We start from the raw sequence: 14,785 nt of genomic DNA on the forward strand, positions 1-14,785 counted from the left end.
AAATGCCACTTATTACAATAACGCCAACCCCCCGATACAACTCTGTACCATCACCGGGGATAAGTACCAAAGGCGCAAGACCAAATAAAGTTGTCGCTGTTGACATTAAAATGGGCATTAAACGTTTTTCAAGGGCCAATATAACAGCTCTTTTTACATTTACACCTTGTTCTACAATTAAGCGCCTTGTCTGGTCAACAATAAGAATAGGATTATTAACGACAGTACCAAGTAAAATTAAGAAACCTAGCATGGTTATCATATCAAAAGGCTGATGATAGCTACTTATTCCTATCTCACTAAGAATGGAATTAACGCCATTAACTAAGACTAAACCGAGTAATCCGCCCGCCATTCCAAGTGGCACTGTCGCCAAAATAAAAAGTGGGTATCGCCAATGAGTAAAAATGGCCACCAGCAATAAATAACTAAGTGCTAAGGCGATTATAAAATTACTCGACAGTGCTTCTTTTGTTGCTTCAAGCTGATCTGCTGCACCACTGATATTAAGTTTAATACCTTGCGCCAGTTTACCTTTTTGCCAAAGTGTGGGAATGAGCTCATTACGCACTCGTTGTTCTGCTGTTTCGAGCGCAACGCTGCGAGGCGGAATAATATACACAGTTACAGTACGGTTGCCATCTACTCGACGAATCGAATTACTATTATTTGAATGAGTTAAATCTGCTAATGCATGTAATGGTAGAACGCTGCCATTAGGCGCAACAATAGGCGTACTTGCCAGCTGCGACATGGTTTGTCGATTACCAGCACCGCTGAATAAAAACATATCAATTTTGTCATCATTCAATATAAATTCATCAACGTATGCACCATCACTCATCGCTGCGATTGCATAGCCAAATTCAGCATTGTTGATACCAAGCTCAGCCAAACGTTGCCAACGCGGTTTTATTTCAACCAGAGGTTGATCTAATGTTAGCGAGCGAGGGTCTGAATTTATTTGTGGATTATCAAATAAGTTATTTGCCTCATCATAAACCGCCTCAGCTGCTGCATATAAATCGGTAATATTACTGCCTGCAATATCCACAGCCACGGCCCGAGTACCACCATCATTACTGGATATTATTGAGCCACGAGAACTAAAGGCACGCATTTTAGGATAGCTTTTAAATTTTGTTGTTATTGCTTCCATCATTTGATTGATATGCGCTGGATCTACTGGTGCACTTAAGAACCAAATTCTACCTATAGATACTGACATCGAATAATATGCAAGCGGCGGCATATCATCTTTGCCAAGGGTAAAATCGCTATCGTCTTTATTAATGTAGCCATCAAAATATTGGCGCAACTCGCTGCCAATTTTTTCCATTTCTGACAGGTTATAACTTGGCGGCGCTATCATCATTGAAAAGGCTTTTGGTTCTTCCCCTTCAGGTAAATATTCCGCTGCTGGCATTAAGGCAATTGCACTGGCTAAAATAACAACAAAGAAAGCTGCAACACTAATACGAGCTCGTTTAGTATGTTTAATCAACCAATGAGCAGGTACTAACCAAACCTTTGAAAGAACGAGTTGTTTGCCTTCACTGAGTTGTTCACTTTTACCTATATGTGCAATTGTGCTCGGCACAATAAAAATGGCCACTAACATAGACGCAATAATTGCCCCAGAGATTGCAATCGCGATATCTGAATAAAGCTGTCCAGCTTCTTGTTGCACAAATAAAATTGGCGCAAAAACCATCACAGTTGTGGCAGTAGATGCCAACACTGCAGGCCAAACTTCTTTAACTCCATTAATTGCAGCTTGACGCTTACTAATGCCTTTTGTCTTCGCTTGCACAATGGCTTCTAAAACCACAATGGTATTATCCACTGTCATGCCGATGGCAAAAGCTACACCCGCAAGAGAAATAACATTAATGGTTCGACCAAAGAGGCTTAACGCAAAAAATGCCGCAATAGTACACAGTGGAATACCAATAATGCCAACAAGGGTTGCACGGCCTGAACGTAAGAAAAAGTACATCACTAACGTCGCGAGAAGCGCACCTAAGCCAAGATTAAACCAGACATTTTTAAGTGAACTTCTGACATACTTGACATCATCACTCATTAACTTCAGTTCTAATCCATTTTGACTTAACAGCTGCTGATTAAGCTCATCAACAATTGGTAGCATTGCATCTTTAATTGCTAATACATTAGAGCCACTTTCACGTCTTACCGATAAGCTCAGAGTTCGTTCACCATCAGAGTAAGACATGCTTCTTGTTTCAAAATGGTCTAAGCTCACAGAGGCAACATCTTTTAATAAAATATCGACATTGTTTTTTCGTGCTATGATGAGATTTTCGAGTTGTTTTAACGTTTCGAATCGGGCAACAACCCTTAACAAATAGCGGCTTGACCCCGATTCAATGTCTCCCGCTGATGCGTCTTTATTACGGTTACGAATAGCCATTCTAAGCTCGGGTAAACTAATTCCACGCTGTGCTAAACGATGTGCATCTACTTTAATTTGAATTTGCCTTTGCGCACCGCCGCCGACGCGTACTTCCGACACTCCCGCTACACTCTCCATTCGAGGTCTTACATAATCTTCAGCAAAATCACGTAACAAATCGACATCTAATTTGAGCGGATTTCCTTTTTGCGGTTTCAATGTAAAGTACATAAATGCATTACCCGAAAACGAACTCGAAAACAGTCTAGGCTGGTCAACATTTTCGGGATAAGCTGGCACTTGGCTTAAAGCATTATTTACACGAATAAGTGCATCATTGGCATCGACACCAAACGGAAATTCAAGCTCAATACTTGCTGAGCCCATTTCACTGTAAGACGTCATACGCGATAAATTAGCAAGAGATCGTAAATAACGCTCTTGCTCAATAATAATTTCTTTTTCTACATCTTGTGGAGTGGCACCTGGCCAGCCTGTTTGTACAGTAATTGTTCTAACTTCAAGATCAGGGATCATTTGCACAGGAATATTTAGAGCAGTCACTAAACCAAGAATACTGGTAATAAGTACACAAACCGCAACTAAAATCCCACGATTAACTGCTGCACTTATCATTTAGCAATTCCCTTTACAGATGCAACACTGACTTGCATACCCTCTTTAAGTGCCTCAACGCCGGAAACCACAAATGCTAAATTGCTAGGCGCGTTAATTACCGCTATTTGATCCGCTTTTTCATCAACTATCTGAATTAAGTGGCGTTTAGCCACATTCTCAGTTACCGAAAAAATACTATAACCACCATCAGGGTGATGCTTTATTGCTGTTTTTGGTAACCAAATTTGTTGTTGCCCAGCTGAAAATCGAATTAAAGCCCGTGCTGATACCCCTGAGATTAACCCTTTATTATTTGTAATATCGGCAAATACGGTAAATGTACGTGACATTTCATCTGCTACTGCAATGACTTGTGATATCGGTAATTCAATTGGCGCAAAATTTGAAAGCTCAGGAGATACTAAAACCGTAAGTTGGTTACCCTGGAACTTTGAAAAATATTCCTGTGGTACTGCTAATTCAAGCCTAAGTTTATCATTTGCTACAATTGTAAATGCCGGTGATTGGGGTGTGATCCATTCGCCAACTTCAACATGCCGTTTACTTATAACCCCATTAAATGGCGCAGTTAAACGATGCCTATTGACTACCTCTTGTTGCTCTTCTAAAAGTGCTCTGGCGACTGCCAGTTGTGCTTCAGCTTTCGCTTGATCTGCTGCTCTTTCAGCAATTAATGTTTTTGCTACTACTTGCTGTTTTGATAATGACAGAACCTCTTGATATAAGCGTACGGCTTCTTGATGCGCTATTTTAGATGCTTCAAGGGAGGCTTTTGCTTGTGCTAATTGCGCTTTAGCAAGCGAATTATTTAATTCAAGCAACGAGTCGCCATGTTTAACATTTTCTCCGGCTTCTACAAAAATTTGCGCAATTACACCTTGTTCTAATACAGTCACAATTGCATGTTGTTTAGATTTTATAGTGCCTGAAAGTGCCAACTGCTCTGTTACTTGATTTTCATCAGGATAAATTAAATCCACCGATGTGTCTTTTGCAGTGAGTGATAAGCTTATCAGCAGAAACAAAGCATAAAAGCCATGTTTAAAATTCAGTGTGTTCATAACTTTACTTTTTATAAATGATAATTATTTGCATCTATTCTAGCTATTAGTAAAATAATGCCAATTTGTTTGCGATAAACAGCAGGCCTTTATCGCTTAATTGTTTGTGGCAATCAAAAGAGTTAACCTTTCGGATTTAAATAAAAAATTATCAATAACAATAGAAGCACAATACATGACAATCAAACTAAACGATCACGATAAACAGCTATGCATTGAGAAGTTACAAAACTATTTTGAGACAGAGTTAGATACAGAATTAGGTCAATTCGATGCAGATTTTTTACTGGATTTTATCGCTAAAGAAATCGCAGCGTCTTTTTATAATCAAGGCCTTTATGACGCACAAACATTACTGCAAAGTAAAATTGATACACTTTATGATGGCTTTAGTGAACTTGAAAAGCCCGTGCATAATGTGATTTATTAATTTAATTCATATGCAAATCAGTATTGTAATTTTTAAAATACCGATAATTTTATTAGTTAAGACAGCTCTATGATTATTTCACAGCACCAACATGACTTAGATACACCCACAGGTGTAATGCGCACCTATCGTTACTCTCCTGCTATAACGGGCAATTATCCGTGCTTAATTTTTTATTCTGAAATTTTTCAGCAAACAGCGCCTATCGCACGGTCAGCAAAAATATTAGCAAGTCATGGATTTCATGTATTAGTACCTGAGGTATTTCATGAGCTAAATCCAATAGGCACGGTTCTCGGTTACGATGATGATGGCAAGGACAAAGGTAATAATGACAAGTGGACCAAACCACTTGAATCACATGACAGCGATACAGTTGCGCTAATTGAATTTGCAAAAACGCTCGAAGGTTGTAATGGTAATGTTGGTGCAATTGGAGTGTGTATTGGCGGCCATCTTGCTTATCGAGCAGCACTTAATGACAATATTAAATCGGCATTTTGTTTATATGCAACCGATATTCACTGCGATACTTTACTTGCCAATAGTGGCAATAATTCGTTAGAGCGCATCAAAGATATCCAAGGCGAAATTCACTTTATTTTTGGTAAACAAGATCCGCATGTACCTATTGAAGGAAGAATCAAACTTTATCAAGCGTGCCAGCAAAGCGGTATCAATTATAACTGGCAAGAAGTAAATGCACAGCACGCCTTTATGCGTGATGAAGGTGAGCGCTATGATGCAGCACTTGCAATCACCATGTATCAACAAGCGGTGGCACTTTTTAATCGTACATTAGCATAAACGCCGCGAAAGTTAGATTAATGTAGTAAACAGATTAAGTTTGCTACATTATTAACGTTCGTTTAACCCTTTCTTACAGTCACTTACACTTTCCGACGAAGTATTACAGAAGAAATATTTACCTGCCTTATAGCGAGTAATACACTGCCGAAACGAACTTAAAGCAGGAACGCTACTTGTGAATACTCTCTTAACTTTTTCAGCAAACCACTCATCAAGAACTGTTGTTAAATGGAATTTAATTTATATTTTTGTTGTGGTTGCTATATGTCTTGTAGTTAACCTAAGCGTGCGTTTAGATTATTACTTTCTAAAAGGGATCCCTGAATTGTCAATGACAGAAACCCTTCAGGGCTTAGCACTAATCTTTATTAATATTTTGTTTTATAAAGTGATTAAGATCAGAAGCGTTGGCTCTGGCAGCTTATTGGTTTTTGGCTTTTTTACAGCATTATTTATACGTGAATGCGATTTTTGGTTTGATAAAATAAGCCATGGCTTTTGGCTTTATCCTGCATTGATATCAACATTGGTTGTTCTTTATATATTTTCTAGAAAACACAAACAAGGCGTGCGTGAATTTGTCAATTTATTAAAGCTGCCTGCAATGAGCAAAGTGATTGTCGGCGTAATTTTTTTAGTTATTTTTAGTCGTATTTTTGGTACAGGTAGTTTTTGGCGTGAAGTGGTGAGCCAAGATGCGTTTGTAGTAAAGACAATTATCCAAGAAGGCTTAGAGCTACTTTGCTATTGTTTTATTTCAATAGGGGCATGGGAAACTTATCAACAGGCTAAAATGGCCAACACACCAAACTGTTACAACGATGATTATTTCCGCGTGTTAGGTAAATAACACGCATCAAATGATTGCTCATTTAAGAGGGTTTCAATGGTCGAGTGGCTAATTGCAAACTCCTCTTTAAGCATCTCTTTAACTAAATTAAGATCCTGATCTGTTAGTTCAATATTTGCTTCAAGATGAAGTGTATTATCATCCAATTGCCACACATGCAGATGATGCACTGCTTTTACGTTTTTAAGTGTAAGTAGTACCTGATGCACTGCATCAACATCGATTTCTGCTGACGTACCTTGCATTAAAATAACAATGCTTTGTTTGGCAAAGCCAATTCCGTGATAAATCACATAAATGGATATGACAATAGTTGCGATTAAATCGACCAAATACCATTGATAAAGAATAATCAGACTACCTGATACAATCACAACAAGGGATGCAAAAGCATCTGATAAGTTATGCACAAAAGCAGCTTTTAAATTTAAATTAGTTTTGGCACCAGCTTTATAAGTTAACCAAGCCGTTACTGCATCAATAACAAGCGCAATTGTCGCAATATAAACCACTATCCAGCCATCCACCGGTTTGGGTTCTAAAAACTGGGTTACTGCCTCATAAATTAAATAGGCTCCCACAACAATTAATGTTGAGCTATTGATTAATGCACCTATAATTTCCGCACGTTTATAGCCAAAACTCATGGTGCTTGAAGCAGGTTTTCGTGCAATGCGCCTCGCAATTATTGCAATAACTATTGCGCCAGCATCACTCAAATTGTGAAGGGCATCTGCAACCAACGCCATACTGCCAGCAAGTACACCGCCAACGATTTGTGCAATGGTTAATATTATATTTATCGCAACAGCCCATGAAAGTTGTTTATCGCCATGGTGATGATGATGGTGCGAATGCGACATAAAGTATCCTATATAATTTTCACAATGCTAAACTCACTTTACGCAATACATTGTTTGATTACACCGATTTAATAACCTAAATCATCTCACTGAGTTATTTAACACATGTTTTTCCTACGTTTAACGCTTGCTAACTAGCTTTAATTCCATTAATTACTATATTGTTTTTTAATTGTTTATGTATACATATTGCTGATTAAATTTATATTTTCAAAAGGCATTAAACAGATTAAATAAGAAAAAATGCTCACTTTGTATATACTTTTACAATAACTTTATTGGCAAGTGGACGCTATGCTTAAACTCTTTTTTGCGCTCTATTTAAGCTTTTTCTCAATGCGTGTGGTTGCTTTTGATAGCGCAAAACCAATGGAATGTAAAACGCCTCTTTAGTTATCAATTACCAATGATTGGAACCCTTATGTTCGTTATTCCCTGTATAAAGAGCCAAGTGGTATTGATGTTGAGCTTTTAAGAAAAGTGTTGCTTGAGTTAGATTGTGATTTAATCGTTTTGCAATTTCCTTAACACCGTAGTTTATTTGAGTTAAGTTTAAGTAATTTTGATATCGCTCTTGGTGCAACTAAAAACCCCGAAAGAGAGGCAGATTTTCACTTTTCAAATAAATACAGTATTGAGCGTAATCGCTTTGCTTATCGACAAAACGATTTCAGCCTACAAAGCGTCGTTTCCCTTAAAGATATTATCAAAAAACGTAAGCTCAGTGGTGTTAACCTTACAGGCTAGTACGGTGAAGAATTAGAACATGCCAAAAAAGATTATAACGGTTTTATTTTTTCTGAAACTACCATTAAACTCCTTGAAATGCTTACTAAAAATCGCGTTGATATTGTGATTGATGATGACGTTGTTCTTTGCAGCGAAATAACCCGTCAAAATCATAAAAACGTCAAAATCCACCCTTTACTACTCTCACAAGCTGATATTCATTTTATTTTCAATAAACACAGTATTTCGCCAACATTTATGGCGCTGTTCAACAAGGCACTTGAAACTGTACTTGCCAGTGGTGAACTTGAATCATTATTTAGTGACTATATCTCACCATCTTGCACTGATTTTCTCGATTAACACTAAAATTCTTTTATTAAAATTAACGATGCATTTGCTATTTTGTGCTGCTATATGGTGATAAAATGCCGCAAATTTTTATTGGGTTATAGATAAACAATGCTTAGTTCAAACAATATCACCATGCAATTTGGTGCAAAGCCACTTTTTGAGAATATATCGGTTAAATTTGGTGACGGTAACCGTTATGGTCTGATTGGCGCTAACGGCTGTGGTAAATCAACATTTATGAAAATCTTAAGTGGTGAACTTGAGCCAAGCGCAGGTAACATTTCATATGATCCTAATGAGCGCATTGCAAAACTAAATCAGGATCAGTTCGCTTACGAGCAATTTACTGTAGTTGATACCGTAATTATGGGTCACAAAGAGCTATGGGATATCAAAAAAGAGCGCGATCGTATTTATTCACTGCCGGAAATGAGTGAAGAAGAAGGTATGCTTGTTGCTGAGCTTGAGACACAGTTTGCTGAAATGGATGGCTATTCAGCAGAAGCTAAAGCAGGTGAATTATTGCTTGGCGTTGGTATTCCGACGGAACAGCATTATGGTTTGATGTCTGAAGTTGCTCCTGGTTGGAAACTACGTGTACTACTTGCACAAGTACTCTTTGCTGAACCAGATATCATGTTACTTGACGAACCAACCAACAACCTCGATATTTACACCATCAAATGGCTTGAAGATGTTTTGAATCAACGTGATTGCACTATGATCATCATCTCGCACGACCGTCACTTCTTAAACTCTGTATGTACGCATATGGCAGATATTGATTTTGGTGAGCTTCGTATTTACCCGGGTAATTATGATGAGTACATGTTTGCTGCAACTCAAGCACGCGAACGTCTACTTTCTGACAATGCTAAAAAGAAAGCACAGATTGCTGAATTACAACAGTTTGTTTCTCGCTTCTCAGCAAACGCATCAAAAGCAAAGCAAGCAACATCACGTGCCAAACAAATTGATAAAATTCAATTAGAAGAAGTTAAAGCATCAAGCCGTCAAAACCCATTTATTCGCTTTGAACAATCTAAGCAATTATTTAGAAATGCGTTAGAACTTGAAAACTTAAGCCAAGGTTATGATGACACCTTGTTCAGCAACTTAACGGCACTTGTTGAAGTAGGCGAGAAAGTTGCAATTATCGGTGAAAACGGTGCTGGTAAAACGACCCTTCTTCACACGCTTGCAAATCGTTTAGCACCTAAAGGTGGTGAAGTTAAGTGGTCTGAAAATGCTAATATTGGTTATTATGCGCAAGATCATGCTGATGATTTTGAAAAAGACATCACGCTTTTCCAATGGATGGAACAATGGCAACAGCCTGGTGATGACGAACAAGTTGTTCGCGGTTATTTAGGCCGTTTACTGTTCTCACAGAACGATATTCAAAAATCCGTTAAGGTGATTTCGGGTGGAGAGCAAGGCCGTATGTTGTTCGGCAAATTAATGATGCATAAGCCAAACATCTTATTAATGGATGAACCAACAAACCACATGGATATGGAGTCGATTGAGTCTCTTAACTTAGCCCTTGAGCAATACCCAGGTACTTTGTTCTTCGTATCTCACGACCGTCAATTTGTATCATCACTTGCTACACGCATTTGGGAAATTAAAGACGGGCAAGTTATCGATTTTCAAGGTAGTTACGATGAATATTTAGCGAAAAAAGAAGCCGAAGAAAATCGTTAAGCAACATCATAAAAGGCGCAAATAAAGGCGCCTTTTTTACTACTTTAAAGACAGTATGATAGATTTTATCCTAAGCTAAACCCTTTATTTCTTAGCCAGTTTATCGCTTATAATTCAGAAATCGTTTTATAAAAAAGTATGCCCGCATTTTCAACATGATGCTGTATATGTTTTACTTGTGTGAAACTGTCAACCAACCAGCATACTGCACATTGGTTATCACGCAGTAACTGTATCGTTTTGTTATGCTTATAGTATATTACTTCATCTGACACCCGCCATCCCCGTAAATCGGCATATATTGCTCAAGATGCATGAGGAGCACGAGATATAGTTTCAACAAACAAGGTCAAATAGCCTATATCTGCCTGAATGAAATAGAAACGACGATTATGTTATTTTTAAGTGTGAGACGATAGCTAATCATCTAACTCATAAGGACATTCCTCATCTAAAACTTTTTTACCAGTTCGAGATGTTAATATAACTACTAATTCTTTATATATGCTTTCAGTCAAGTCGAACGGCTGCCACCCTTGTGTATCATCTAAATTCAATTCATTTGAATTATCTAAGAAAAAGGACTTGATTACCTTATAAGGCGCAATGTAATTTGAGTAAGCGAAGATGTTATCTTCCATGATTATTTCAGCTAATTTTTCAATTTTAATTTTGGTCATTTTAGAACCATTAAATTTATACCAGTAAAAACAACTTTTACTGGAACCTCTGACCCCTTGAGGCTCTTATAACGCTTTCAGCACCTAAACTATGGTGATCCCCAAGTAGCATCATTGTCTACAGCTAAGAAGTGAGTTACTTGTTTATTTCTTTGTTTAGCATACAGGATTTGTTTAAGTGCTTTCTGCGTTGTATCAGCAAAAGGGAAAAAAGCCACCCACTTTAAAATCACTATAACGGCTGCCAATCTGCAATTACAAATATTCGTAACCTTGATTAAATAAGATAAGTTTTAGTGCGTTACAAAATTAAGCGGTAAATTTTGACTATTTTTCAAAATCCTTGCGAAGGGCAACCTACTTTCTTGAAAAAAACATATTCAAATTGGGTTTATTGGGCTTATGCGAGTAATGCGCGGGCATTGGCTTCATTCGGTCGTCGCTTTTTTCTTAGTGTTCACAATACGTCGCCATCATCACAGGTTTACCGACTGCACCATAAAAGGTTTTGGTAAATTGCGTGGTTTATTTAAGCCAGTTTTCAGGGCTGATTGATAGTCGATTCAGTAGCGGTAGTGCATCAGCTGGAATTGCACCGCGTTTATCTTCTCGCATAATGCGCCCTGTAACTTCAACTAGTTATAGGTAACTTTACCCATCAAATTCATTCAGTAAATATTGCCAAGAGGTATTCATACCATCTTCTTTATTGCCTTATTGATATTCGATTTAAAGCAAATTCTCATAAATAGGCGCCAATAAATTAATTAGGTTTTCAGTTGGCTTTCTTCTGACAGAGTAATAACCTTTGGTTTTTCCATTGGCATCTAGGGAGTCGCTAATGTTGGCAAACACCCAATAATAATCACCATTATTACATCGATTTTTTACCAGCCCAAAAAATTCATCTTGCTTAGCAATGGTTTGCCATAACATTTTGTATACCCCCTTTGGCATTTCGGGGTAACGAATAATATTAAGAGGTTGGCCTATTAGCTCACTCTCTTGATAACCCGATATAGAAATAAAAGTGGCACTGCGGTAAGTAATAATACTTTTAGTATCCGTTTTAGGGCATGGCTAAACACTATTTGTTTTATTTAATGTTTGTTCAAATTTGTGTTTCGTGCAAATTTTAACACAAGACACATTAATCAAATGTGCCTTGTTCTATAAGTAGTTATTGAGTAATTGCAATAATCTTACTTTGGTTTTTATCGCGGTCATTGATGGTTAAATAAATATTACCGTTCGGTGCTGTAATTACATCTCTAATGCGCCCGAGGCCTTTTAAAATAATCTCATCTTCGACCACTTTATTATCTTCGATACGTAAACGGTGCAATTCTTTTTTCGCTAAGCTACCGACAAATAAATCACCTTGCCAGTGCTTAAATTGCGTACCGCTATAAAAATTAATACCAGCAACGGCTATCGACGGTGTCCAGTGGTGTATTGGCGATTGCATACCCGGTAGTTCTGTATGCTCAGTAATCGGGGTGCCATTGTAATTCATACCAAACGTTACCTTTGGCCAGCCATAGTTAACACCTTTACTAACTAGGTTTAATTCATCGCCGCCACGAGGGCCATGTTCAGTAGACCATAGTTGACCGTTTGTAGGGTTAATAGTTAAACCTTGCGGGTTACGGTTACCATAGGTCCAAATCGTTTTCTGAGCCCCTTTTTCATTATAAAACGGATTATCTTTTGGAATGCTTCCATCTTTGAAAATTCGATGTATCTTTCCGTTTTGAGTGGTAATGTCTTGAGCATCATTTTGATGACCCTCATCGCCATTGGTAAAGAATAAATAGTCACCTTGAATGGCAAAACGTGAGCCAAAATGCCAGCCTCGGTTTTTACGGTTTTGTGGTTTTGCTTCAAACAAAGTTTGTTGTTCTACCCAAGTACCGTCTTTAATTTTACCTCGTACAATTTTTGTAAAAGCAATTTCATCACCTGCCTCATTTTTACCTGCAGGTTGACTGAACGATAAGTAGATCCAGCCATTACTTTGATAATCAGGATCTGGATAAACATCAAGTAAACCGCCTTGTCGGTTATGCCACACTTCTGGAGTGCCCTTAATTAATGTTTTTTTACCTTCTTTTGAAAAATGCCAAAGTTGCCCTTCTCTTAGGGTATAAAGAAGGCTATTGTCAGGTAAAAAATCAAGCGCCCAAACAATGCCATCTGTCGTTAATATCTCTTGTGTACTAACGGTATGATGTTTTGTTTTAAATTCTTTTCCTAACTGTGACTCAGGTGCTTTTTGTTGTTCAATTTTTGCGCCTGCTTCGCGAATATAAACAACCAAAGTGCGCACTTCTTCATCACTTAAAACACCGCCAAATGCTGGCATTCCGGCTTTTGCGATGCCTTGTTTAATTGCATTTGACAGAGCTTCATCAGTGCCTTTGGTTAGCCACTCCTTATCAACGAGTGAACCTGCCATGCCTCCGGTTAATGTTTCGCCATGACACGAGGCACAGGTTGATTTAAATAGATCTTCAACTTTTGCCTGAACAGAACAACTTAAAGCTGCAAAAATTGCCGCCCCTAATATCGGTAACTTATTCATTTTTTGATACATATTATTATTTCACGGTAGATCGATTAATTGCTTAATGCAGTATAATGTGCCGAGTTTCAATTTACAGTCAAGTTGCGATTAAAGGTTAGTTTGGTGCGAAAAATGTTTAAAAAATCAATTATAACAAGTGTTATTGCAATTCAATTCAATGTGAACGCAAACACATTAAATAACGATAATATTGATAGAGAAACCATTGTAACAACCGCAAACCGTTCAGCGCAAAGCCATATCAAGCTCATTGGTAACACCAGTGTTATTGCAAAAGACGCTATCGAATCAATTAATGCTGAACATTTAAATCAAGTGTTAAGCCTTGCTTCGGGTGTTTGGTTAAGCCGTGGAAATGGGCAAGAATCTCTGCTTTCTATTCGCTCCCCAGTACTTACAGGTTCTGGGTCTTGCGCAGAGTTTTTAACCCTTGAAAATGGCATCAGTTTACGTGCACCTGGGTTTTGTAATGTAAATCAGTTATTTGATAGTCACTTCGAGAATAGCGACCAAATTGAAGTGGTAAAAGGTAATAACTCTGCTCGTTACGGCTCAAATGCAATTCATGGCATTATCAACTTAACAAACACCCTTTATAATCAAACGCCACAGGCAACTGTCGATATCGCAAGTGATGATTTTTATCGATTTAATGGAAACTATAGTCATGACTTTGATGATCTATCAATTGGTGCTGCAGTTACTGTAACTTCTGATGGTGGTTTTCAACAAAGCTCAGGCTATCAGCAACAAAAAGTATCTGCCGCGGCACAACACAATATAGGCCGCTGGCAATCCACCCATCATTTTACTTTAACGAATCTCAAGCAAGATACCGCCGGTTATTTACAACAAGGTGAAAATGCTTACCAAGATAAATCTTTGCTTAAAATAAATGCTTTTCCAGATGCTTATCGCGATAGCTTGTCACTACGTTATAGTATTAACAACCAACTTGAGTTAGATAAGTCAATTTGGCAAATAACACCGTATTTGCGTTACAACCAAATGGACTTTTTAATGCATTTTTTACCTGGCACACCTGTTGAAGAAAACTCACAACAAAGTGTCGGGGTGCAAATAAACAGAGTTGGAGTTATCAGTGACAAACTTAAATTAAAAATAGGCAGTGATATTGACTTAACCAATGGCGAAGTGCTGCAATATCAGAGTAATGAAACAGAATCTGACTCTGCTTTTTTACGCGCTGTTTTACCTAAAGGAAGGCACTACGACTACAGCGTATTTGGCCAAAGTTATGCCCTTTTTAGTCAATTGGATATGGCATTGTCATCCTCGCAAAACGCGTTTGTTGCTTTACGCTATGATTTAACCCAGTACGATTATACTAACAACATGGCAAGCGGTAATTTAAAAGACGATGGCACACCCTGCGGCTTTGGTGGTTGCCGCTATACTCGCCCTAGCAACCAAACGAACACCTTTAACGATTTAAGCTACAGTGTTGGGTATTCGTATGCAGTAAATGAACACACTCTAATTTTTGTAAAAGTTGATGATAGTTTTAGAGCACCACATACGGCTGAGTTATATCGTTTGCAAAACAATCAACAAAACATCACCATCGATAGTGTTGATGCTAAACAACAAGAGTTTGGCATACGCTTTGTTAATGGCACCTTTTTCAGCGAACTAAAT

General features: G+C 37.9%; 11 protein-coding genes and 1 pseudogene. 6 read left to right on the top strand and 6 right to left on the bottom strand.

Going from position 1 to position 14,785, the window contains the following annotated elements; translation table 11 throughout:
• On the bottom strand, positions 1-3,052 hold a 3,052-nt coding region (locus ABYD77_RS12830), incomplete at its 3' end, for an efflux RND transporter permease subunit (RefSeq protein ID WP_372770469.1).
• On the bottom strand, positions 3,049-4,116 hold the full coding sequence (locus ABYD77_RS12835) for an efflux RND transporter periplasmic adaptor subunit (RefSeq protein WP_372770471.1): 1,068 nt from the start codon (positions 4,114-4,116) through the stop codon (positions 3,049-3,051). The genes ABYD77_RS12835 and ABYD77_RS12830, both read right to left, overlap by 4 nt.
• Positions 4,117-4,291: 175 nt before the next feature.
• Between ABYD77_RS12835 and ABYD77_RS12840 the strand changes: the two genes are divergently transcribed.
• The 3 genes from ABYD77_RS12840 (at position 4,292) to ABYD77_RS12850 (ending at position 6,206) form a co-directional block, all read left to right on the top strand.
• Positions 4,292-4,546: a DUF2164 domain-containing protein gene (locus ABYD77_RS12840; RefSeq protein WP_372770473.1), complete on the top strand. Its 255-nt coding sequence runs from the start codon at positions 4,292-4,294 to the stop codon at positions 4,544-4,546.
• Between the two features lie 69 nt (positions 4,547-4,615).
• The gene (locus ABYD77_RS12845) at positions 4,616-5,353 is read left to right on the top strand and encodes a dienelactone hydrolase family protein (protein WP_372770475.1); all 738 of its coding nucleotides are present in this window, start codon (positions 4,616-4,618) and stop codon (positions 5,351-5,353) included.
• A 178-nt stretch (positions 5,354-5,531) separates the two neighbouring features.
• Positions 5,532-6,206 carry a hypothetical protein gene (locus ABYD77_RS12850; protein WP_372770477.1) on the top strand — a complete coding sequence of 225 codons (675 nt, stop codon included), beginning with the start codon at positions 5,532-5,534 and terminating at the stop codon, positions 6,204-6,206.
• Here ABYD77_RS12850 and ABYD77_RS12855 read toward each other — a convergent pair.
• Complete coding sequence (locus ABYD77_RS12855) at positions 6,182-7,069, bottom strand: cation diffusion facilitator family transporter (RefSeq protein ID WP_372770479.1); 888 nt, start codon at positions 7,067-7,069, stop codon at positions 6,182-6,184. The genes ABYD77_RS12850 and ABYD77_RS12855 overlap by 25 nt on opposite strands.
• An 825-nt stretch (positions 7,070-7,894) precedes the next feature.
• Here ABYD77_RS12855 and ABYD77_RS12860 point away from each other — a divergent pair.
• Together ABYD77_RS12860 and ABYD77_RS12865 are read left to right on the top strand one after the other, a co-directional pair.
• Complete coding sequence (locus tag ABYD77_RS12860) at positions 7,895-8,161, top strand: hypothetical protein (RefSeq protein ID WP_372770481.1); 267 nt, start codon at positions 7,895-7,897, stop codon at positions 8,159-8,161.
• 99 nt (positions 8,162-8,260) lie between these two features.
• A complete protein-coding gene (locus ABYD77_RS12865; RefSeq protein ID WP_372770483.1) occupies positions 8,261-9,859 on the top strand; it encodes an ABC-F family ATPase in 1,599 nt (532 codons plus the stop codon).
• A gap of 419 nt (positions 9,860-10,278) precedes the next feature.
• Here the strand turns inward: ABYD77_RS12865 and ABYD77_RS12870 are convergent, their stop codons facing one another.
• The 3 genes and pseudogenes from ABYD77_RS12870 to ABYD77_RS12880 all read right to left on the bottom strand — a co-directional run bounded on the left by ABYD77_RS12870 (position 10,279) and on the right by ABYD77_RS12880 (position 13,123).
• Positions 10,279-10,539, bottom strand: coding sequence for a hypothetical protein (locus tag ABYD77_RS12870; protein WP_372770485.1), 261 nt, complete (start codon positions 10,537-10,539; stop codon positions 10,279-10,281).
• Between the two features lie 729 nt (positions 10,540-11,268).
• Positions 11,269-11,595: pseudogene (locus tag ABYD77_RS12875) on the bottom strand (PAS domain-containing protein); the annotation flags it as partial.
• A 124-nt stretch (positions 11,596-11,719) separates the two neighbouring features.
• The gene (locus ABYD77_RS12880) at positions 11,720-13,123 is read right to left on the bottom strand and encodes a PQQ-dependent sugar dehydrogenase (RefSeq protein ID WP_372770487.1); all 1,404 of its coding nucleotides are present in this window, start codon (positions 13,121-13,123) and stop codon (positions 11,720-11,722) included.
• Positions 13,124-13,237: 114 nt separating this feature from the next.
• On the opposite strand from ABYD77_RS12880, the gene ABYD77_RS12885 reads away from it, so the two are divergent.
• Positions 13,238-14,785, top strand: a 1,548-nt coding sequence (locus ABYD77_RS12885) for a TonB-dependent receptor (protein ID WP_372770489.1), incomplete at its 3' end; no start/stop codon positions are given.

This window comes from Pseudoalteromonas sp., from assembly GCF_041629635.1.
Lineage (GTDB): Bacteria > Pseudomonadota > Gammaproteobacteria > Enterobacterales > Alteromonadaceae > Pseudoalteromonas.